Genomic DNA, 22,406 nt, shown 5'->3' with positions numbered 1-22,406 from the left:
TTGCTAACCTTTTTTGCCTGATTTTTCTTGTGGTGCTGGTGGCGGCCCAAATTGATCACCGTCAGATGGCGGATTATTTCCTTTGGTATTTTGCTGCAAGTCTCGCTGCTGCTCCTGATTCTTCGCTGATTGTTGCTGTTGTTGCTGTTGTTGCTGTGGTGGTGCTTCTTGTTGTGGCTGTGGTGCTTTTTCTAAAGTTCCATCCCAATTAGGTTGTGCTGCGGTCTCCGGAAGATCTCCCGTTAAATACTCTTCTAAATTCTTTTTGACCTGAACAATAGTATAATTCTCGGTAGTAATCAGTATTGCGGTTTGGGGAACTTTGTACTCTTTAAATTCTTTCAAAACAGAAGCTACTCCATTAGCTAAATCCTGAGAACTCATACCGTGGATTACCACAAAATTATCAGTCATCGTATAAATATCTAACGAAACCGTAAGCTTGGTTAAGTTTCTATCTTTAATGAACTTTTGAATGGTTTCACGAAGTTTTTTAGTAGGCACATCGTCAAAATCTTTCGTACTGTATAAAATTTTCCAATTTTTGGATGGTGCTTTAGATAATTGTAAAGCTTCCAGCTTTGGCAAATCAACAGCGATTAATTTTTCTGCTTTTTTACCTTCTTCAACATTCGGATAATTAAGCGCTACATAGTTTAATGCATTTCTATATTCTGAAAGTCCACCTAATTTACCAGATATATTCGCTTTTAACAGTTCTAGTTTTGGAACAATTTCATCACCTGTAAATCTATTTATTGCGTCTTCTGTAGCTGTTAAGACCGTTTTATATTCTCCGTTTTGATATTGTTTGTATAGATTTTGGTAAACGCTATTTGGCGAATCACTCGATTCTTCAACCTCACTCGCAGGATTTAATAGTATCTGAGCATAACGTGAATTTGGATATTGCAACACTATACTTGATTTTATCGCTTCAGCTTTTTCCTTATTTAGAATTTCATAAAGTTTGTACAAATTATACAGTGCGGGTAATACCAATCGTTCTTCTGGATTGTCTCCTAATAACTTCTCAAACCGTTCTACTCCCAATTTATATTCCTTAAATTTCTCTTTGTAGATAACACCTAATTGATAATTTGCAAAGTTTCTTTCCTTGCTTAAACTGTCAATTAAGGTCTGCGAATCCGGAATTTGCTTTGTGTAAAATTCTGGTGTATACCGTTCATCTAGTGTTGTAGCATCTTTTGAATCCTCTTTCTCTTTAGTTGTTGAATCTTTACCATCATCAATTCCTTTGTCAGAAAGTGACGCTACGCGCCAATTATCTTGTAATTTTCGTTTGCCCCAAGTTTTAGCAAATTGTATTTTACCATAAGATACGGTCGTTGAATTATAAAAGTAAAAAACACTTCCACTACCGCCTGAATTTACAGCTGATGCAGACATTTCCATCTGAGAAACTTTTGATTTTTTAGCTTCTAAATCGGAAGAAAAGCCCTCTTTTGATTCAATGTTGCCGCTATTTCTTTCTTTATTTTCTTTTATCTTAGCTTCTTTTTCAGCTAATTTTTTCTTCGCTTCATCTTCTTTTTTAAGCCTAACTATATACTTTTCAAAGTAAGCCGTTCTATCCGAAGTCGACATGCTGTATAGAGAAATGATACTGTCATTCGTTTGAGCAATAGCTTCATATTTTATTACATCATCAAGGTTTTCTCTTTTCTTTTTTATCAAATTAAATTCACGAGTTCGTGGTTTTAGATTTACCAAAGTACTGTCGTAATAATTTCCCGCTTTTACAAACTTTGATTCTATAAAATAAATGTCCGCTAAATTTCTGTAGTTGGACGCTATAAGATAACTATCTGCTGTTTTCTTTTTTAGCGACAAATTATACTCTTTTTTCGCGCCATTTAAATTGTTAGTCTTCTCTCTGAAAATAGCAAGCTGATGGTGAAGAACATCTAAATGTGGCCTGTCTTCTCTATCTTCCACTAAATCTTTATACTTTTTTAAGAAAGCTGTTGTATCTCCTTTAACATAGTCAAACTGCGCAGCTTGCCTTGCGTGAGCATGAATCACATAGGACTTCGCCGCTTTTCTGTGCATATCAATTACCGATTGATAACTCGCGTAAGCGCTATCTTTGTAACCCATTTTTTCATAAAGCTGTCCCAAAATGTAATTGTATCTTGAAACTTCTTCATTTGATTTAGTGAATTCTTTCGCAATTTTTAGTTTGGCAATCGCACTATCTTTTTCTTCCAAATTAATAAACGCTTGCGCCAAAGTTGCGTTTGCATCAGCAAAAATTTGATCTTTAAACTTAATTTCTTTTAACAGTTTTCGAAGGTTATTAACAGCTAAAGCATCATTGTCCAGACGCATGTTTGTTTTCTCTCTCCAAATTTTTACGATATAAATTTTATTGCTGTTTGGAGATTTATTTAGCACATAATTGAACGCATCTAAAGCGGGTACAAATCTCTGGTCGTAGTATCTTGCTTGTCCCAGCATCAGATAAGCTTCGTCCATCTGCGGGTTTTTTTCCGATCCGCCAATGTTCATCGAGTGCTTTTGGATAGCTTTCGTAGCCTTACCTTCTGCTCTTTCAAAATTGGCATTTTTCGCTTGACCCGGCATTAGGCTTTGGTCGGAAATCTGCATTCGCTCTACTGGAAGAATTTCCCAAAAATTGTCTTTGTTTTGTGCTTTTACCTCAACAACACCTTTGTCTAAAGCAATTCCACCATTATATAAAATGTTGTCCTTGGTGCTAAGTGCGTGCGAATTTCGGGATAGCCATGTGTTCCTTTTAGTGGAACAGGCAATCATAAGCAATAAAAATCCCGAGAAAATAATATATTTTATTGTATTGGTTTTCAAAGCAAAACGTTTAATGTTATAACGCAAAAAAGTTATCGATAGTATAACTAACTGGTAAAAATACGTTTCTTTTTGATATAGCAAAAAAAATAAGCGGTTAGTTTATATCAATAGTGAGAAATACGGTCAGGTAATGTGCAAATCAGCGCACGCTAATCAACTTGCACGAATGTATTTTAGGCAATGGCAATTTCGCATAAAATTTACTTACATTTTGATTAAGATAATTCTTGAAATTTTTTTCTGAATTCTATCGGATTTAAAATGTTCGGGAAAATTTCTCGTGTTCCGCCGGTACCAACAATTGAAATAGTGCCATAACCCAGTATTCTTCCGAATATTCCTTGATCAACATTAACACTCTCTATTTTTGAAAGATTCATTTCAAATGTTTTTCGGCTAATCAATCCTGTTTTAATGATTACGCGTCGGTTCGTTATGGCAAACTCATCCGAATATTTGTCAATTAGCGGAGCAATAAATAGCGTTAAAAGTGCTCTTAAATTGCAGAAAATTATCCAATGATAAGTAGTTTCAAATTCAACCTGTTCGTCTTTAATTAAATTATTATCTATGTAGGTTCCCATTTTTCTGTTAGGTTTTAAAATTAAAAAAGTGTTGTTTAAACTGCGAAGAATGCTTCCAATTCTTTGAGAGTTTCTGGAGATGTTTGGATGTCTTTTACAACTTCGCCCAAATGTAGCGCTACAATTCTGTTGCAAACTTCAACCGTGTGAACCAAATCGTGTGAAGAAACCAAAACTGTAACATTTGGATCTTCGGCTAATTCCTTAATGATGGCTTTTAATCGGTGTACTGTTGTTGGATCTAAATTGGCAAAAGGTTCATCTAAAATAACTACTTCAGGACTTCCAATTAAAGTAGCAATGATGCCCACTTTTTTCATATTTCCTTTAGATAAATCTCTTAAATATTTTTTGCTGTTTAGGATTTCTCCGTTGAAGAATTCTTGATGTTTTTTAAGTAATACATCAACATCTGCTTTGTTTTGTCCGCGCAAATCGCCAATAAAATAAAAATACTCTTCGGCAGTTAAATAGCCTATCAAAAAACTTTCGTCAATAAACGCAGAAGTGAATGGTTTCCATGCCTCACTCGCATCAACTTGAACGTTATTGCTTTTAATATGTCCGGTACTTGGCTGTATTAAATCCAAAAGCAAACTAAAGAACGTTGTTTTTCCGGCGCCATTATTTCCCACCAATCCAAAGCTTTGTCCTTTTGGAATATCAAGGTTTTGAATATTTAAAACTGTTCTTTCTGAAGTATATCTTTTCGTTAAATTATTTACTTGTATCATTTTAAAAATTTATGAGTTTTGTGAGTTTAAAATTTAGTTTAAAACTCTTAGTTTTAGTTTTTTTGTTTGTAGGCTGCTATGGTTGCGTATTTCTCTGTTTTATAGATTTTTTCAATTTTTTTGAAAACGTAATTTCTGAAAGCAAAGCCCAGAATTCCGGCTAAGGCGACGAAAAGAAATCCGATATTGGCAGAAAACAGCGTATATCCTATATAATATAAAAGCATTGGAACCAATAATTTTGGAATGGCAATCAACATTGTTTTTACGTTAAAAGCCTGTTTGTCTCCAAAGGCTTTATTTGCCATAGCTAGATCTATCGGTGTTTTTACAAAAGCACCACCAAGCATAACTAAATGGGAGTTGACACCAATATTATAAATCGCTCCAACTACAATCAGCATATAAATTTGCCAGCCAAAGAAAATCCAATAAAAAGAAGCGATTATGGTCGCAATCACCGTTCCAATTACCATCAACCACCATTTTGAACTGATGTATTCCCGGTATTGAATATTTTGACTCATCATCAGTTGATAGTACGCGCTGTCCCAACTCGGAATGAATTGCCCAAACGTAAACAAAAATCCACCCGAAACAAAGATTCCGGCAAATACTTGCATCATCGGACTTTTATAAGCGTCAATTGAATTGGTAAAAAACAGCAATCCGTAGAAAATAAAAAGAAAACTCATTATAACCGTTGTTCTCGAACGCTTATTTCTCTTCAATAATTTAATGTCATTTTTAAGAAAGGTTCCCAAAGTTCCAAATTGATTCAGCCAAGTGAAATTTTCTGTTCGAGCTTCGTCGCTTTTCTTCGCTAATCCAGTATCCAGATTTAGATTCTTTTTGAAATAATCAAACGAAAAGTAATACGTCGCTGCTGCTAAAAGTATCGGAAGTAAAAACAAATAGCTTGTAGCATACATTCCCTGAAAAAAAGGTTGTGTGTAAGTTGTTACGTCAAAATATCCGCAGTATTGTGCCAGTCCGAAAGCAACAACTACTGCCAGTAAAGAATAAAAAACACTATTCTTATTATTAAGCAAAACATTGATAAAATTATTAGAATAGATAAAGGCAAACATTGCTAAACTCCAAAGTAGCGCATGTAATCCGTAGCCTTTCATTAATAACACCACCGTAAAAGGAACGAAGAAAAAAACATGCAGCACATTGAAAAATGAAATAACCGTTTTACCTAATGAAAAATGCACAATCACACTTCTTTTTATAGGTAAGCCCAATAACGGCTTAATGTTGGTTACCGGCATTTTTTGGAAAAAATAGCGAATGACCAAATCACCAACTAAATAATAAATGATGTATTTATTTACGGTTACTAACGGCTCCATTCCTTCCTTTTTTAAAATAAAGAAAACGGCTGTACCCACTATAGCGAAACATGCGATAAAATATAATGCAGCTAAACCCATTAAAATTTTCAGAACAAGATTGGAGCCAAAGGATGCCGAACGGGTAAAGGCTTTCCATTCAAGAGAAATAAAGTGTTTGAACATAGGGTAATTGTTTAGGTTTGGCAATTAGTTTCTAAATGTAAATAAATGTTACACACTTTCAAAGTTTCTTTACTTTTCTAATCGTTGCTATTTCTTACCTTTGTCAAAAATTAATTTCATGTCTTCATTTTATAAATTACATATTAAAGAAGTAAAACAAGAAACTGCTAATGCGATTTCTGTTTCTTTCACTATTCCTACCGAGTTAAAAGCTGCTTACCAATTTACTGCTGGTCAATACTTAAACCTAAAATTAACTTTGGACGGAGCCGAAATTCGTCGTGCCTATTCTATTTGTTCTTCACCCAACAGCGGTGACTTGCGCGTTACCATAAAATCGGTGAAAGATGGTCATTTTTCTAAGTTTGCCAATGAAAATTTAAAAGTAGGCGATATTCTTGAAGTGGGTCAGCCCGAAGGGAAATTTACATTTGAACCCAGCGCTGAACGACTAAAAAACTATGCTGGATTTGCTGCCGGAAGTGGAATTACACCAATAATGTCAATATTGAAATCGGTTTTAGAAAACGAACCGAAAAGCACTTTTGTACTGGTGTATGGAAACAAATCACCCGAAGAAACTATTTTCTACAATGAGTTACACGATTTACAATTAAAATATGTGGGACGCTTTTTTGTGCATTATGTTTTCAGTCAGGCTAAAGCCGATGAATGTCTTTTTGGACGTATCGAGAAATCGGCTGTGAATTTTGTGCTGAACAATAAACATAAGGAAAAAGAGTTTGATAAATTCTATTTATGTGGTCCAGAAGAAATGATTAATTTGGTTTCGGATGTTTTGAAAGAACACAATGTTCCTGAAAAAAATATCAAATTTGAACTGTTTTCGACCGCGGCCACGACTGATAATCCAAGTGCTGAATCGCATACAGGTCATACCAAAATCACAGTAATGGTTGACCATGAAGAAACCACTTTTGAAATGTCGCAAAAGCAAACGGTTCTCGAAGCAGCCTTGAAACAAGGAATTGATGCACCGTATTCTTGTCAAGGTGGAATTTGTAGTTCTTGTTTGGCGCGTATTACTAACGGAACTGCCGAAATGAAAAAGAATTCTATTCTAACGGATGGTGAAATTGCCGACGGATTGATTTTAACTTGTCAAGCGCATCCAACTTCTGCAGAACTTTATATTGATTATGATGATGTTTAGAAAGTATTTAGTATTCCGTTAATTAGATTGGGTTGAAGTTGACTTTTAGTGATGAAAAACAAACTCGAAATTTTCAAAAAAGCACAAGATCTTCTTGACGAACCAGAAGTTCAAGCGCTATTGGATTATTGCGAAAAACTGGAAGATGAACTTATTGATTTGAAATTTGAAAAGGACAAAAACAAACAATTAATTATGCTTGACATGATTAAAGAAGTTGTGAAAGGCTGCAATGCTATTGAAAAAGAACAAGCCGAACATGAGCGTTTTGGCTATGAAGCACCCAACTACCAAGAAACAATTTCAAATTTAAAAAGATATATTTTGTCTCAATGTAGAGATAATCAGATTTATTTGTAAAGATTTTTAAACCATTAAGATATTAAGTTTTCTCTTAATTTTAAGATAACTCTTTTCATAGATTTTTATAAAGATATTTTAAACCATTAAGATAGTAAGTTTCATTAAGTTTTGTCTTAATTTTTCTTAATATCTTAATGGTTCAATTTTTCAACAACACTTTCAACAGAAATACTTCGCATCGCATCTTCATAACCCGCAACTTTTTTATTTCCGTAAACGGATGTTGGTAACATTGGGAATTTTTCTCTATCGGAAAGCAAACAATTTTCTAAAGGCTGATTGAAAGGTGAAAATCCCGCAAAAGGATGTGTTGCGCCCCAAAGAGTAATCACTTTTATTCCGAGCATTGCAGCAATATGTGCATTTCCAGAATCCATTGAGAGCATCACATTTAGATTGGAAATTAAGTCTAATTCCTGTGGAAGTTTGAGTTTTCCGGCCACGTTGATTACGTTTTCTTTTCCGTGTGCAGACGAATTTAGCATTTCTATTTCCTTATTTCCGCCACCAAAAAGAAAAATTTTATTGTTTTTAGCTAATGCCAATTGATCTATAACTTGCTGCATTAAATCTAGCGGATAGACTTTACTTTCGTATTGTGCGAATGGTGCGATTCCAATCCATTTGTTGTTTTCCTTTTCGCCCGTTATTGCTAGAATATCTTTAGCTAAAATTACTTTTTTTGGAAACTTTGAATTCGATAAATCAATCTCAAAACCTAATTTTTTAAACGTATCTAGATGGCGCTGAACCATAGTTTTTACTGGTTTAAAAATTTTGTTTTTGGGTCGAGTCAAGGCTTTTTTATCGGCTCTGCCTTTGTCTGTCGCAGCTATTTTTTTTCCGCTTAAAGCGAATAAGGTTCTGATGATTTGAGAACGCAACACATTGTGCAAATCGGCAACAGCATCAATATTAAGTTGCTTTAAATCGGCATACAATTTCAATAATCCGGCGAAACCTTTATGCCGTTCTTTTACATCAATTGCAAAGAAATCTACATTGGGAATGCCATCAAAAAAAGGCTTAAAAAACGGACGCGAAACGACGGTGATTTTCACATCTGGAAACTGTTCTACAAAAGCCCGAATTACGGGAACTGTCATCGCCACATCGCCCATGGCTGATAATCGAAAAACGGCGATATGTTGGATCGGATTTGACAATTTATTTGTTTTTAAAAACCAGTAAGGTATTAAGTGTTATTAAGTTTTACCTTAATTTTTCTTAATACCTTAATGGTTTAAAATATTTTTTAATTATTTTTTATTCTGATACAAAACTGGATTCAAATCATCGTCGTTGTACATTTTCATTTGCTTATACACTTTCATGAATTTGTCTCCGTTTTCAATGTCGGTAATTAAATCATCAATTGCTGTTGACAAATCCGTTCTTTGTTCAAGAAGTACATTTAACTTTACTTGGCATTTATCCCTATGTTCTTGTGAAGCTTCAGTACGAGTAGCTTCGTCATTCATATGGTAAATTTTCAAAGCCAGAATTGACAATCGGTCTAATGTCCAAGCCGGACTTTCAGAATTAATTTTGGCATTGTCTTTTACTTTAACCTCTTTATATTTCTGAAGGAAATAACTATCAATATATTCAACCATATCAGTTCGCTCCTGATTGGAAGCATCAATTCTTCTTTTTAAAACCAAAGCAGCAATCGGATCAATATTTGGGTCGCGGATGATGTCTTCAAAATGCCATTGAACGGTGTCAATCCAATTTTTAAAATACAATAAATGTTCAATTTTTTCTTTCGGATAGGGATTGTCAATGGGTTGATCAACATTGTCGTAAACGTGATAATCCTTGATACTTTGTTCAAATATAGAATAGGCAAATTTTGAAAACATAACTTTACATTTTATTTTATTTCATACAATTCGACCAAAAGGCCTCGAGTGCAAAGATAGTTTTTATACTTTTACCTAAACATACAAATTCTACATACATGCATCTTCACAATATTTCTGAAAATAATAGCATTCTTAATCATTTTTTGGCTCAAATTCGTGATATTCACATTCAGAAGGACAGCATGCGTTTCCGAAAAAACATCGAAAGAATTGGTGAAATCATGGCGTATGAATTGAGCAAAACGTTAGAATATAAAGACATTGATGTGCAAACGCCTCTGGGAATCAAACACACTACAACTATTGCTGATCATGTGGTTTTGTGTTCTATCCTTCGTGCTGGATTGGCTTTACATACGGGTTTTATGAACATTTTTGACAATGCTGAAAACGGATTTGTATCAGCGTACCGCCATCATTACAACAACGATGATGATTTTGAAATTCTGGTAGAATATCAAGCAGCTCCGTCATTTGAGAATAAAAACCTGATTTTGATTGATCCCATGTTAGCCACCGGACAATCGATTGTCGCCGTTTTGAATAAATTACATTTGGAACAAAAACCGAAAGAAATCCACATTGCCGTTGTCATTGCGGCTCCAGAAGGAATTGAATACTTACAAAAAAATCTTCCTCAAAACTGCCATCTTTGGATCGCTGCTATAGACGAAAAACTTAACGAAAAAAATTATATTGTCCCTGGTCTTGGGGATGCAGGCGATTTGGCTTACGGAAGCAAATTATAATTGGACAAAGAAGATAAATAAACTTCCAAGTAGTACTAAAGCCAACACTATTTCTTGATACATTTTATTTTGTGAATACTCAATATTAGTCGTACACATAACCGATAATGGCATGAATGTAAAAAGTAACATTCCGTTATTTTTTTCTGGAGAAATCAGAAAAACGACTAGACCAATTAAGAACGCAAAAATCATTTTTTTGTACGACGCCTGCAATATTATTGGTCGGTTTGTCAATGACAACATCATCGACAAAACAAAATACAAGGCTATTACAACATAAGCGGATAGCGCAACATTCTGATAATTATTGGTGAAATAATTTAGTTCGAAATTGGTATGAGTCTGAGACAAAATATGGTCAATCCACGCCGTGTCGAAAAGTAATGCTGCAAACAGAAAAATAACAGCTGTTGCAAAAAAAGCGACAAAAGGTAACAACCAATTTCTATAATCTCGCGAAGCATGGAATACTATTGAAATGTACACCAAAAGAATAAAAAGGATGCACCAAAAGTGGAAAAGCGCTGCTATGAAAATCCACATAGAAGCATCAAATATTTTTTCTTTTGGAGCTTTTAAAGTTTGCAGAGAAATCAACCTTCTAATTGCTAAAAGCAAAAAAAAGTTGGAAAAGAGCATGCTTAAATCACTAAAAACCGATTGAAAAAGAACAATAAATAATAAAAAAAACAAGACTGTGTAACTAGAATCCTTAGTTAATCCGTTCTTTTTTACAATAAAATTCACGAGAAAAAAAGAACTAATAAACAAGGTAATCAAAGAGGTCGCTTTTAAAATACCGTTGTTAGAATTCATTATTTCCAAATGATTTGACAGGTACAAAAAAAAGAAAACCAGTAGTGAAACTCCAATCAAGCTATAATTAACTATCGTAGATTTTTTGAAAATGCTTGTTATCATAAGGATATTTTATACATTTGTGCTGTAAATATAACATTTTATAAAATGAGAGCATTTTTTGAAGCTATACAATCACTATTTGTTGATTTTTTATTTGTACCACTAGACGCGTTACGCTCTTTAGAGTTAAGCAGTTGGTGGTTTGCTAATATTGTTAGTTGGATTGCAATTGGTACTTGTGCCTATTTTGTTGTCTACTGGTGCAAGCAATTAAAAATTCATCAAGACCAAAACGAAGAAAACCAAGATACTACGGCGCACTCTTTCTTAAAGTAAGTCAAGCCCAATATCGTTTCTAAAATACATCTTATCAAAATAGAGTTTATCTATATTTTGGTAAGATTTTTTTGTGGCTTCGTGGAAATCAGTACCATACGACGTTATTGCCAAAACCCTGCCGCCATTCGACAGTACTTTTCCATTTTCAAGTGTAGTTCCAGCGTGAAAAACCAGAGAATCTTCCGTATTTTCCAATCCAGAAATTTCATAACCTTTTGAATATTCTTCGGGATATCCGCCAGATACCAGCATTACAGTTGCAGCACTTCGGGCATCAATTTCTAACGAAACTTCGTTCAGTTTTCCATCGGCAACAGCCTGAAACAAAGAAACCAAATCAGATTTAATTCTCGGAATTACGACTTCGGTTTCGGGATCACCCATTCGAACATTATATTCAATAACGATTGGTTCTCCTTTTACAATGATCAATCCGATAAAAATAAACCCTTTATATACTATTCCGTCTTTCTGCAAACCAGTAACAGTTGGTTTAACAATTCGGTTTTCTATCTTTTCCAACAGCATCACATCCGCAAACGGAACTGGAGAAACGGCTCCCATTCCGCCCGTATTTAAACCGGTATCGCCTTCTCCTATTCTTTTATAATCTTTGGCAGTGGGCAACATTTTATAATTTTCGCCATCGGTTAAAACGAAACAACTCAATTCAATACCGTCTAAAAACTCTTCTATAACTACTTTTGCACTTGCGATTCCGAATTTTGCATGAACCAACATATTTCTTAATTCGGTTTTCGCCTCTTCCAAATCGTGTAGAATCAAAACACCTTTTCCTGCTGCTAATCCATCTGCTTTTAAAACGTAAGGTGGTTGCAGTGTTTCTAAAAATTCACACCCTTTTTCAACCGAAGCTGCTGTAAAACTATCATAAGCAGCGGTTGGGATTTTATGTTTAACAAGAAATTCTTTGGCAAATTCTTTACTGCCTTCCAATTGAGCACCGATTGCTGATGGACCAATAACGGCAATATGACTTAGCTCCAAATCATTTTTGAAAAAATCATAAATTCCAAGTACCAATGGATCTTCTGGACCCACAACTACCATGTCTATTTTTTCCTGAAGTACTAAAGTTTTTATTGCTTTAAAATCGTTTGTATCTATAGGAACATTCATTGCTATTGAAGCCGTCCCAGCATTTCCAGGCGCAACAAAAAGTTTCGTGCATTTTGAACTTTGCAGCATTTTCCATGCTAAGGCATGCTCTCTTCCGCCTGAACCTAGTAGTAAAATTGTCATTGTTGCGTTGTTTATTCTGAATTATTTCAGAATCAATAATGGTGCAAAAATAAGGTGATTCTTCTTTATTTTTTACATTATTAAAGATAAAAATCAGTAAATAAAATTTATCTTAACTCGGTTGATAATCAAGTTCTTTCTAAAAAATGAATGTTAATATTATTTTAAAACTATTATATAGTTATATTTTTTTTACCTTAGTGGCCTAAAATTTAATCGTTTAAAATAAAAAATTATGAAAAAACTATTACTTTCATTATCATTAATTGCCCTTTCATCAACTATTAATGCACAGTGGACTTCGCAATTTACTGGATTTGCAGATGACAGCAGAGGTTTAAATCAAATTAAAATTGTTGATGCCAATACCGTTTGGGCTTTAGCTTACGACGGTTCAGGTGCTGCTGCCAACGTCCAAGAGTTCACAAGAACTACAAATGGTGGTGCTTCATGGAGTGCAGGAGTTGTTGATCTAGGAAATCCAGATTTGGAAATTAATAATATTAGTGCTGTTAGCGCTACAACTGCATGGGTATCTGCCTTAGTTCCAGCTGATGGAAATGGAGTTATTTTCAAAACTACCGACGGGGGAGCTTCTTGGAACCAACAATTGTCTACAGGATTTCAAACTACTGGTGCTTCTTTCCTTAATTCAGTGTATTTCTTTAATGAAAACGTTGGTATAGCTTATGGTGATCCAACTGGCTCAGGTTTAGGGGAATTTGAAGTTTACAGAACCACTGATGGTGGTGACAACTGGACTCAGATTTCTGCTGCTGCATTACCAAACCCGTTGAGTGGCGAATATGGGTATAATAATACGCCAATTGCTGTGGGTAATACTTTATGGTTTACTACAAATAAAGGGAATTTATTGAGAACTGATGATGCGGGAATTACTTGGACTAAAGCTCAAGCTCCTTTAACTGATTTTGGTAGCGCTGCTCAAAGTGGTACAGTAATTTTCAGTAGTGAAACCAATGGATATTTACTTAAAACTGTAGGAACTACTTATACGTTCTACACTACATCAAATGGTGGTACTACTTGGTCTGCTGCTGCTGCTTTCACAGGAACACGTCGTCTTTTAACTTATATACCAGGAACTACAACAATTGTTGCTACTTCTGCTGCGGTACCAGTTGGAACTTCTGTAAGTACAGACAATGGAACTACCTGGACGGATGTTGAATCTGGAGCTCAAAGAGGCGTTTCTTCGTTTTTAAATGCAACAACAGGATGGTGTGCTGGATTTAGTGGCGCTTTAGTTGATGGTGTTTTCAAATTAACAAGTCCATTAGCTACTACTACAGTTACTGCAACGGCTAAATTTAGAATTTATCCAAATCCTGCAACCTCTACTGTTACGATTTCTGCTACTGATGTTGATTCTTACAAATTATCAGTTACAGATTTAACAGGTAAAACGGTTATGACTAAATCATTAAACGGAATGGAAAATAATGTAGATGTTTCTGCTCTTTCTTCTGGTGCTTACTTCTTTGAATTAAGCTCTGAAAACAAAAGAGAAGTAGTTAAAATTCTTAAAAATTAATTCCAAATAAAATAGTATTTTTAAGGGCTGACATTTGTTAGCCCTTTTTTTTATAGCTTTATGTTCCATCTTTTCAATTTATCGCTTCGATTAAATGGCTTTCCAATGAAGGAAGCTACTGCTGAATTGCAAAAAATACTTTCTTTTTCAGAAACTGATTTTGAAAAATACGCAGTTGAAAAACGTAATGAAATTGTTGAGTATCATTTAAAAAATAATAAATCGTATCGTGAATTTGTCGGGGAACCTTCGTTTCAAAACTGGAACGAACTTCCAATAATGACAAAAAAAGACTTTCAGAAACCTTTAGCAGAAAGACTTTCAAAAGGATTTACAACAAAAAATGTTTATGTAAACAAAACTTCAGGTTCTAGCGGCGATCCCTTCATTTTTGCCAAGGATAAATTTTGTCACGCACTGACTTGGGCAAATATAATGCATCGGTTTGGCCGGTTTGGAATCGATTTTAATGCCTCGCTACAAGCTCGTTTTTATGGAATTCCACTAGATTTTATCGGGAACAAAAAAGAAAGAATTAAAGATTTTTTAAGCAATCGCTACCGATTTACGATTTTTGATTTATCGGATGCTGTGCTGGAAAAAGTACTGATAAAATTCCGAAATAAGAAATTTGATTACATCAATGGTTATACTTCCTCAATCGTTTTATTTGCTAAATATCTGCAAAAAAAGAATGTTATTTTAACTTCGGTTTGCCCCACATTAAAATGCTGTGTGGTCACTTCTGAAATGCTTTTTGAGGATGACAAAATCTTGCTCGAAACACAATTTGGTATTCCGGTTATCAATGAATACGGTGCTTCTGAACTGGATTTAATTGCTTTCCAAAACCCAAAAGGCGAATGGCAACTGAATTCAGAAACCTTATTTGTAGAAATTCTTGATGAAAACAATACCGTTTTACCCTACGGAAAAGAAGGTCGTATCGTGATTACTTCACTTTATAATAAAGCGCATCCGTTCATTCGATATGATATTGGCGATGTTGGTATTTTGGACGAAAAAAGCACTTGTAAAAAACCAATATTAAAGAAGTTAATTGGTCGAACCAATGACATTGCTATTTTACCAAGTGGAAAAAAATCGCCCGGCCTTACCTTCTACTACGTTACGAAAAGCATTATTGAAGACGATGGAAATGTCAAAGAATTTGTGATAAAACAAACCAAAATCGATACTTTTGACATCGAATATGTAAGCGAATTAGAATTGACAGAAATTCAAATACAAAATATTTATAAAGCCACGGAAAAATATCTTGAAAGCGGACTTACTTTTTATTTTCATCGAAAAGAAAAACTAGAACGCAGCAAGAGTGGAAAATTGAAACAGTTTGTTTCTTTAGTACAATAAATAATACAGACGCTAGCACAGCGGCTACCGCAGTAAATTAAATTCAGCATAACTATGAAAATTACAATAGTTGCCGGCGCACGGCCTAACTTTATCAAAATTGCACCTATCATCAAAGCAATTGAAAAAAAGCAACAAGATGGTGCTGACGTCTCGTTTCGATTGGTTCACACGGGACAACATTATGATAAAAACCTTAGTGATACTTTTTTTGAAGAATTGAATATTCCGCATCCGAATGCGAATTTAGAAGTGAAAAGTGGCTCGCAGTCAGTTCAAACAGCAGCCATTATGATTGCTTTTGAACAGGAATTAATCCAAAATCCTTGTGATTTAGTTTTGGTTGTTGGCGATGTAAATTCGACTATGGCTTGCGCTATTGTTGCCAAAAAATTGAATATAAAAGTTACCCATGTTGAAGCGGGAATCCGATCGGGCGACATGACCATGCCTGAAGAAATTAACCGAATTGTTACCGATAGTATTACTGATTATTTCTTTACAACGTCAACTTGGGCTGGAGAAAATCTGTTGAAATATGGTGCTAATCCAGCATCAATTCACTTTGTTGGAAATGTAATGATTGATACGCTTTACCAGAATTTAGATAGAAGTTCACCACCAGTATTTTGGTCGGAATATCATCTAGAAACTGGAAATTATATTATTCTAACGTTACATCGTCCGGCAAATGTTGACGAGGAAAAATCACTGATTCATTTACTGGAAGGAATTGACAAAATGGTTGGCGATAAGAAAATTATTTTCCCTATTCATCCAAGGACTAAAGCCATTTTGGGAGAAACCAATCTCCAACTAAAAAATATTTTGTTTGTGGATCCGCAAGGGTATTTGAACTTTATGTATCTGATTAAAAATAGTTTTGCAGTGATCACGGATTCGGGTGGAATTTCAGAAGAAACAACTGTTTTGGGAATTCCGTGTTTCACCATGAGAAATAATACCGAAAGACCAGAAACGCAGACTATTGGAACAAACACTTTAGTTGGGACATCTATTGAAAATCTAGAGAAAATATTTGGTGCCTTTTTAGTTGATGGTCCTCGAAAAGCGGGAATTCCCGCACTTTGGGATGGAAAAGCTTCTGAGCGTATCATCGATATTCTGCTAAATACCTACAATCAGTAAATGCTGAAATAAATTTAAGATACTGAAATAAATTCAGCATACATGGAAGGAATATTAATCATATCGAATTATTATCCGCCAGAAAAAGGCGCGGCTGCTAATAGAATTGAGCAATTGGCGTTAAAGCTTCATCAAAACAACTACAAGGTTTCTGTTATTTGTCCATTAGGAAATTATCCTCAAGGCGCATTATTCCCTGAATATAAAGGCAAATTTTCGGTAACGGAAAATCGCGACAATATCACCGTGAACCGCCTTTGGATTTATCCAAGTGTTAGTAAGAATCTAGTGATTCGGATTCTTTCTGTTTTGTCTTTTTCACTGAGTTTATTTTTCTATTTATTGTTAAAAAAAACGCCGAATAAAGTTGTAGTGCAATCGCCTCCGTTATTGCTTTCTTTTATTTCTGTTTTTGTACTTTCTCTTAAAAACAAAAAGATTATTTTGAATGTTTCTGATTTGTGGCCCTTGGCTGCTGTTGAATTAAATGCACTGAAAAAAGATTCGTTTTCGCACAAGTTCTCGTTGTTTTTGGAGCGTTATATTTATAAAAAAGCAACGTTAATTTTAGGACAATCTAATGAAATTATAACGCACATTCATTCATTGTATCCGAATAAAAAATGTTATTTGTATCGTAATTTTCCGGATCACAATAGTCCAGAACTGGAATTAATAACAGACAAAAATCAACCCATTCAACTATTTTACGCCGGTCTTTTGGGAATTGCTCAAGGCGTTTATGAATTGTGTCAAAAAATCGATTTAAACGGACTGAATATAGAATTTCACATCTTTGGTGATGGCGCTGAAAAAACTCAAATACAAACGTTGATTTCGGCTCAAAAAGTCCAAAACATATTCTTTCACGGGATGATGGAAAGAAAAAATCTTCATGAAAAATTAAGAACATTTGATATTGCGATAGTTCCTTTAAAAACTAGGATTTTCGGTTCGGTTCCATCGAAGATTTTTGAATATGGTTCGCTTGGTTTTCCGATACTATATTTTGGTGGTGGCGAAGGCGAATCTATGGTTCGTGACAATGAACTGGGTTGGGTAGCATTGGTTGGAAACTATGTTGATTTGAATGAAAAACTTAAATCGATTTCTGCACTAGGAAAAGCAGATTTGGACACAAAAAAAAGGCAGATCTTTAAACAATCACAACTCGAATTCAATTTGGATAATCAGATGAAATTCCTAATTGAGAAAGAAGTTTTTTAATAGGCTTTCTCTTCGCCTTTGAAGATGTTGAAGACGGTTTGGAAGATGATTTTAATGTCCATGATTAATGACCAATTTTCGATATAAAAAACGTCCAATTTTATTCGATTTATCATGTCTTCTTCTGTTTCTATTTCGCCCCTGAAGCCTTTAACTTGAGCCAAACCGGTGATTCCAGGTTTTACATAATGGCGCACCATGTACTTTTTAATTTTACTAGCGTAGGCTTTATTCTGGGACCACAAGTGCGGTCTTGGACCAACAACTGACATATCACCAAGTAATACATTGAAAAATTGCGGTAATTCATCCATGCTGGTTTTACGCATGAGTTTCCCCATTTTGGTAACCCTTGGATCATTTTTAGAAGCTTCCTGTTCGGTATATCCGTTTACTTGCATCGAACGAAATTTGTAACAAAAGAATTCCTCTTCATCCATACCGGGTCTTCCTTGCTTGAAAAACACTGGCCCTTTTGATTCTAATTTTATCAAAATTGCTAAAACAGGAATTAACCACGACAATAGAAAAACGATAACCAGCAATGAAAATAAAATATCAAAAACGCGTTTAAGCCCTTTAATTATTGGGTTGTGTAATTGTGTTTTCCGAAGTGAGAGAACGGGAAATAATTCGTAGTAATCAATTTTTAAATTTTTGGAATAGATTTCCTTAGTGTCTGGAATGAATTTAATTGCTTTTTTATTATCGTCTGCAAATTCAACTAAATCCTTTAGTCTTTCATTAGATATTTCATTTAGCGAACAATAGATTTCATCTACTTTGTTGAGGACAACAAAGTCATATAAATCATCAATTTTTCCTTTTACTTCAGGATTTTGTTTTTTATCAGAGAAGTATCCCAAAAATCGATATCCGTAATCTTTTCTGGTGTCAAACACTTCCTTAAGTCTTATTGCTTCTGGAGTGTATCCAATAATTACCGCGTTTCTAAAATTACTCCCAGTTACAATTCTGTATTTTTTTAGATAAAAAAACCAGAAATATTTAAAGCTTACAATAATACAAAAACTAGTTGACATAAAAACTGCGATGACGCTTCCGCTAAAAATTGCGGTTTTTGCAAAAGGGAAAAAAGCAATAACGACCAATAAAAAGACGCTAAACTGTTTTAGCAACTTGCTTATGATTTCTACCGGTGTTGTAAAACGGTACACTTCATAAAATTTCACCAATATTGCAATCATAATCCAGGTAAACGCTTGATATGATACATAATAAAGCATATCAAGATTCAATTCTCTAAAGAAAAATGAACTTAATGCTGTTATTACAATTAGATCGAAAACAATGTTAATCGGTCTAATATATTTAGAATATCTACCTGTCTGTTGTGCAACCATATATTATTTAATGGATATATCCCTTAAAATCTTTATGTTCTTCCTTTAAAAGTTCTTCGGACGAAAGCGATTTAAAATAGGCATAGGTTAACTTCATTCCTTCTTCTCTTGACACTTTTGCTTCCCACCCCAAAATGTTTTTAGCACGAGTGGTATCGGGCTGACGCTGCATCGGATCATTAATAGGCAATGGATGATAAACCACTTTTTGATTTGTTCCAGTTAGTTTTATAATTTCATCGGCAAAATCTTTGATTGTTATTTCGTTTGGATTTCCAATATTTACAGGTTGTGAGTAATCCGAATGCAATAATCTGAAAATACCTTCTACCTGATCGGTCACATAGCAAAACGAACGTGTTTGGCTACCGTCTCCAAATATGGTCAAATCTTCGCCACGCAAAGCCTGTCCAATAAATGCCGGGATTACGCGACCGTCGTTCAGACGCATTCTTGGTCCATACGTATTGAATATTCTAACGATTCTGGTTTCAACCCCATGAAAAGTGTGATACGCCATTGTTATTGATTCTTGAAAACGTTTGGCTTCATCATAAACTCCTCGCGGACCGATGGTATTCACGTTTCCGTAATAATCTTCCGTTTGTGGATGCACCAATGGATCTCCGTAAATCTCAGATGTGGATGCAATAAGAATTCGGGCTTTTTTAACACGTGCTAATCCTAAAAGATTGTGAGTTCCAAGCGAACCTACTTTTAAGGTTTGGATCGGAATTTTTAAATAATCGATTGGGCTTGCAGGAGATGCAAAATGAAGAATATAATCGATGTTTCCTGGTACGTGAACGAATTTCGTCACATCATGGTGATAAAACTCAAAGTTTTTATCTTTAAATAAATGTTCTATATTTTTTAAGTCGCCTGTAATGAGGTTATCCATTCCGATAACAAAATAACCTTCGGCTATAAAACGATCACAGAGATGTGAGCCTAAAAACCCAGCTGCACCAGTAATTAATATTCTTTTCATATAAATTTTTATTCTGCTTTAGAACTTTTTAGAAAAATTCGGGAGTTAAATAGGCAATACATCATGGTAAAAAAAACAACGCCTCGTTGCCTCCATAAAAATGATTCTGTCAAAAATAAACTTATCATTAGAATTGCGAAAGCAAAATGTACAAAATCTTTCGATTTAATTGCATTTTTAACGTTCACAAAAAGAATAACTAGTAGTAACAAAAAGCCGAAAATTCCTAATTCAGCAAAATTCTGAACATATTGATTGTGAAAATTCTTAGACTGATATCCGCTGTCCAAATCATTTTCAACTCCCATATAAAGATTGTATTGTATCGCTTTTTCTTTGATTTTTGGATACGACGCATTGAGTCCAAAACCGGTAAGGAAAATGGTGTTTTCCTTTATTAATTCGGTGAAAATTCTGAATTGGTATACTCTAAATGATGTTCCGTTGAAATAATCATTTGGTGTAAACGTTGGATTTGTCCAGGCTTCTTTTATGCTTACATAATGAACTCCGGCCGGAACTCCTTCGATTACATTCGTACTTAAACTCTTTTCAGTATTACTTTGAAATTCAACTTTGAAACGGTCTTTTATTCTTCCTAATGAAAATAATATTCCGATCATTAATCCGAAAACAATCAAGTTTCTTAACCTTAATTTGTGTGCAGCTTTAGAAATAAAGAAAATATGTATTAGCGATAGCACAAAAACGATAAGGATGATATTTTTTGAAGACAGCAACAAAATAAATCCGAAAAGAAGCAGCGAACAAAAGTGGTCTGTCTTTGACTTTATTTCTTTGGTAAAAAAATAGAAAAACGCAATTGCAACAAAAACGGACATGTGTATCGCGTTAAGCAATTTTGGAACTAGTCCATAATCTTTATCATTTTCACCGTGATAAAAAAACATTCTCGAATCGTCATATATAAAATATCGCACTGTGGCTCTTACTAAAAAATAGAGAGCGAATGCAACAATTACATGACTGTAATACGTAATAATTTTTTTCTTTTCTTCTGCTGTGTTTGTTTTAAAAAGAAAGAATCCAAGCGGGATGATCAACAGTGGAAGTTCTTTTGAGAGCGCAGCAAGTGTTTCTTTTTGATCAATAGACCAGAAATAAGAAATCACCATCAATACATAAAGAAGTATTGGGAAAACCAACTCTTTCTGAACCTTAAAATTGGTTTTCTTAAAGGTGACTAACGCTACAACTAAAAAAATACCTAATGCTATATTATTTATGGCAAAAGATAACGGAATTGTACAAAGAACTAAAAGTATTGGCGTAAAAGAACTATTGTTTTTGTTTTCTCTTATCAGATTTTGAATAACATTCTTCGAAAAGTTGTAAATATTCACCATTTATTTTTTCCCAATTAAATTCGTTCACAATGGCATCAAAATTGTTTTGAACAAATCGCAAGTTATCATTTTTTTTGATTGTATTTAGAATATTTTTTACCTCATCTGGAGTAGAAAAATAGTAGCTGTTTCCTTTTAAAATACCTTTATTGAAATCATTATTGTGGGCGATAACAAGTGCTCTTGAAGCCATCGCTTCCAATAATGATGGATTGGTTCCTCCTACTGAATGTCCGTGAAAATACAAATTAGAAAAATAACGAAGATTATTCAAATGTTCCAGATTGTAAATTCCGCCCATGAAACGAATATTTAAGTGATCTTTGAACTTATTTTTTAAATAGTCACCATATTTAGTTTCGTGTTTTCCGATCACTAAAATGGGTGTTTTGTCTTCATTTTTTGCGACACCTTCAAGAACCATATCCAAATTATTCTCTGGTTCAAACCGCGCCATAATCATATTGTACTTTTCCTTTTCTACTCTATATTCCTTTAAAATTTCTTCATTTGAATCAGAAAAAGGGTAAGCTCCATAGGCAATATAGGTTGATTCTTTGTTGTATTTTTCTTTTAAGAATTTTTGAATTCCCAAGGAATCTGAAACCAAAAAATCACTGCTATTTGCAGCCAGTCTTTCAGCAAATTTCAAGAACTGCTGTACTGGTTTCGAATATTTAGTTCGCTTCCATTCCAAACCATCCATGTTGGTAATGATTATCGATTTTTTCGGAAGTAAATAATGCCAGATGGAATTGCTAGTGTAGCCTAATTGTAAAATAATATCAAAATCTCTTTTTCGAGAATCAATAATGCAGTTGTAATCGTAAATAAACTGCCCAAAAGTACCGTATTTGTATTCCGGATCATGTTGATGAATGATATTGACACCATGAAAAGAACTTTCTTGAAATGGATGATTGTGTGAGTTATAGCAATATACTTGATGTCCTTGTTCTACTAAATACACCGAAAAAAACTCGGCAAATTGCTCAAAACCACCGTAATAATTGGGTACACCACGCGTTCCTAGTATGGCTATTTTCATGAATGATGATTATTTTC

Annotated in this window: 20 protein-coding genes; 8 read left to right on the top strand and 12 right to left on the bottom strand. The window is 34.3% G+C overall.

Annotation, left to right across the window (positions count from 1 at the left end):
• Nucleotides 1–3: 3 nt before the first annotated feature.
• The 4 genes from PSU83_RS09880 to PSU83_RS09865 all read right to left on the bottom strand — a co-directional run bounded on the left by PSU83_RS09880 (nucleotide 4) and on the right by PSU83_RS09865 (nucleotide 5,694).
• Nucleotides 4–2,850 carry a gliding motility protein gene (locus PSU83_RS09880; protein WP_300589249.1) on the bottom strand — a complete coding sequence of 949 codons (2,847 nt, stop codon included), beginning with the start codon at nucleotides 2,848–2,850 and terminating at the stop codon, nucleotides 4–6.
• 218 nt (nucleotides 2,851–3,068) lie between these two features.
• Nucleotides 3,069–3,437 (bottom strand): PH domain-containing protein, encoded by a 369-nt coding sequence (locus PSU83_RS09875; RefSeq protein WP_300589248.1) that lies wholly within the window; start codon nucleotides 3,435–3,437, stop codon nucleotides 3,069–3,071.
• 35 nt (nucleotides 3,438–3,472) lie between these two features.
• Nucleotides 3,473–4,171, bottom strand: a complete 699-nt coding sequence (locus PSU83_RS09870) for an ABC transporter ATP-binding protein (RefSeq protein WP_300589247.1) — start codon at nucleotides 4,169–4,171, stop codon at nucleotides 3,473–3,475.
• A 53-nt stretch (nucleotides 4,172–4,224) separates the two neighbouring features.
• Complete coding sequence (locus PSU83_RS09865) at nucleotides 4,225–5,694, bottom strand: DUF5687 family protein (RefSeq protein ID WP_300589246.1); 1,470 nt, start codon at nucleotides 5,692–5,694, stop codon at nucleotides 4,225–4,227.
• A 118-nt stretch (nucleotides 5,695–5,812) separates the two neighbouring features.
• Here PSU83_RS09865 and PSU83_RS09860 point away from each other — a divergent pair, with 118 nt between their 5' ends.
• Nucleotides 5,813–6,868 carry a ferredoxin--NADP reductase gene (locus PSU83_RS09860; RefSeq protein WP_300589245.1) on the top strand — a complete coding sequence of 352 codons (1,056 nt, stop codon included), beginning with the start codon at nucleotides 5,813–5,815 and terminating at the stop codon, nucleotides 6,866–6,868.
• Nucleotides 6,869–6,919: 51 nt separating this feature from the next.
• Entirely contained in the window at nucleotides 6,920–7,228 is a 309-nt protein-coding gene (locus PSU83_RS09855) for a hypothetical protein (protein WP_300589243.1), read from the top strand.
• Between the two features lie 134 nt (nucleotides 7,229–7,362).
• Here PSU83_RS09855 and PSU83_RS09850 read toward each other — a convergent pair whose 3' ends face one another.
• Nucleotides 7,363–8,352 carry a glycosyltransferase family 9 protein gene (locus PSU83_RS09850; RefSeq protein ID WP_300589384.1) on the bottom strand — a complete coding sequence of 330 codons (990 nt, stop codon included), beginning with the start codon at nucleotides 8,350–8,352 and terminating at the stop codon, nucleotides 7,363–7,365.
• 138 nt (nucleotides 8,353–8,490) lie between these two features.
• Nucleotides 8,491–9,096 (bottom strand): DUF4254 domain-containing protein, encoded by a 606-nt coding sequence (locus PSU83_RS09845; protein WP_300589242.1) that lies wholly within the window; start codon nucleotides 9,094–9,096, stop codon nucleotides 8,491–8,493.
• A gap of 98 nt (nucleotides 9,097–9,194) precedes the next feature.
• Between PSU83_RS09845 and upp the strand changes: the two genes are divergently transcribed.
• Nucleotides 9,195–9,848: a uracil phosphoribosyltransferase gene (gene upp / locus PSU83_RS09840; RefSeq protein ID WP_300589241.1), complete on the top strand. Its 654-nt coding sequence runs from the start codon at nucleotides 9,195–9,197 to the stop codon at nucleotides 9,846–9,848.
• Here upp and PSU83_RS09835 read toward each other — a convergent pair.
• The gene (locus tag PSU83_RS09835; protein ID WP_300589240.1) at nucleotides 9,843–10,772 is read right to left on the bottom strand and encodes a DUF6427 family protein; all 930 of its coding nucleotides are present in this window, start codon (nucleotides 10,770–10,772) and stop codon (nucleotides 9,843–9,845) included. The genes upp and PSU83_RS09835 overlap by 6 nt on opposite strands.
• Before the next feature lie 45 nt (nucleotides 10,773–10,817).
• On the opposite strand from PSU83_RS09835, the gene PSU83_RS09830 reads away from it, so the two are divergent.
• A complete protein-coding gene (locus tag PSU83_RS09830) occupies nucleotides 10,818–11,048 on the top strand; it encodes a uracil phosphoribosyltransferase (RefSeq protein WP_300589238.1) in 231 nt (76 codons plus the stop codon).
• On the opposite strand, the gene purD is transcribed toward PSU83_RS09830, so the two are convergent.
• Nucleotides 11,040–12,314 carry a phosphoribosylamine--glycine ligase gene (purD, locus tag PSU83_RS09825; RefSeq protein ID WP_300589237.1) on the bottom strand — a complete coding sequence of 425 codons (1,275 nt, stop codon included), beginning with the start codon at nucleotides 12,312–12,314 and terminating at the stop codon, nucleotides 11,040–11,042. The two genes, PSU83_RS09830 and purD, sit on opposite strands and share 9 nt — an antisense overlap.
• A gap of 235 nt (nucleotides 12,315–12,549) precedes the next feature.
• On the opposite strand from purD, the gene PSU83_RS09820 reads away from it, so the two are divergent.
• Genes PSU83_RS09820 through PSU83_RS09805 form a run of 4 tightly spaced genes read left to right on the top strand, consistent with a single transcriptional unit; the run spans nucleotide 12,550 to nucleotide 17,619 of the window.
• A complete protein-coding gene (locus PSU83_RS09820) occupies nucleotides 12,550–13,869 on the top strand; it encodes a T9SS type A sorting domain-containing protein (RefSeq protein WP_300589236.1) in 1,320 nt (439 codons plus the stop codon).
• 60 nt (nucleotides 13,870–13,929) lie between these two features.
• Nucleotides 13,930–15,243: a phenylacetate--CoA ligase family protein gene (locus PSU83_RS09815; RefSeq protein ID WP_300589235.1), complete on the top strand. Its 1,314-nt coding sequence runs from the start codon at nucleotides 13,930–13,932 to the stop codon at nucleotides 15,241–15,243.
• Between the two features lie 54 nt (nucleotides 15,244–15,297).
• A complete protein-coding gene (wecB, locus tag PSU83_RS09810) occupies nucleotides 15,298–16,392 on the top strand; it encodes a UDP-N-acetylglucosamine 2-epimerase (non-hydrolyzing) (RefSeq protein WP_300589234.1) in 1,095 nt (364 codons plus the stop codon).
• 42 nt (nucleotides 16,393–16,434) lie between these two features.
• On the top strand, nucleotides 16,435–17,619 hold the full coding sequence (locus PSU83_RS09805; protein WP_300589233.1) for a glycosyltransferase family 4 protein: 1,185 nt from the start codon (nucleotides 16,435–16,437) through the stop codon (nucleotides 17,617–17,619).
• Here PSU83_RS09805 and PSU83_RS09800 read toward each other — a convergent pair.
• Genes PSU83_RS09800 through PSU83_RS09785 form a run of 4 tightly spaced genes read right to left on the bottom strand, consistent with a single transcriptional unit; the run spans nucleotide 17,616 to nucleotide 22,389 of the window.
• Nucleotides 17,616–18,983 carry an undecaprenyl-phosphate glucose phosphotransferase gene (locus PSU83_RS09800; RefSeq protein WP_300589232.1) on the bottom strand — a complete coding sequence of 456 codons (1,368 nt, stop codon included), beginning with the start codon at nucleotides 18,981–18,983 and terminating at the stop codon, nucleotides 17,616–17,618. The genes PSU83_RS09805 and PSU83_RS09800 overlap by 4 nt on opposite strands.
• Before the next feature lie 7 nt (nucleotides 18,984–18,990).
• Nucleotides 18,991–19,974 (bottom strand): UDP-glucuronic acid decarboxylase family protein, encoded by a 984-nt coding sequence (locus tag PSU83_RS09795; protein ID WP_300589231.1) that lies wholly within the window; start codon nucleotides 19,972–19,974, stop codon nucleotides 18,991–18,993.
• A gap of 8 nt (nucleotides 19,975–19,982) precedes the next feature.
• Nucleotides 19,983–21,341, bottom strand: a complete 1,359-nt coding sequence (locus PSU83_RS09790; RefSeq protein ID WP_300589230.1) for an O-antigen ligase family protein — start codon at nucleotides 21,339–21,341, stop codon at nucleotides 19,983–19,985.
• A complete protein-coding gene (locus PSU83_RS09785) occupies nucleotides 21,274–22,389 on the bottom strand; it encodes a DUF1972 domain-containing protein (RefSeq protein WP_300589229.1) in 1,116 nt (371 codons plus the stop codon). The genes PSU83_RS09790 and PSU83_RS09785 overlap by 68 nt, the downstream gene beginning before the upstream one ends.
• Between the last annotated feature and the right edge of the window lie 17 nt (nucleotides 22,390–22,406).

It is taken from the genome of Flavobacterium sp. (genome assembly GCF_029945805.1).
Classification (GTDB): Bacteria; Bacteroidota; Bacteroidia; order Flavobacteriales; family Flavobacteriaceae; genus Flavobacterium.
The sequence above is the reverse complement of the archived record's forward strand: the minus strand, read 5'-3'. Positions and strand labels throughout refer to the sequence as shown.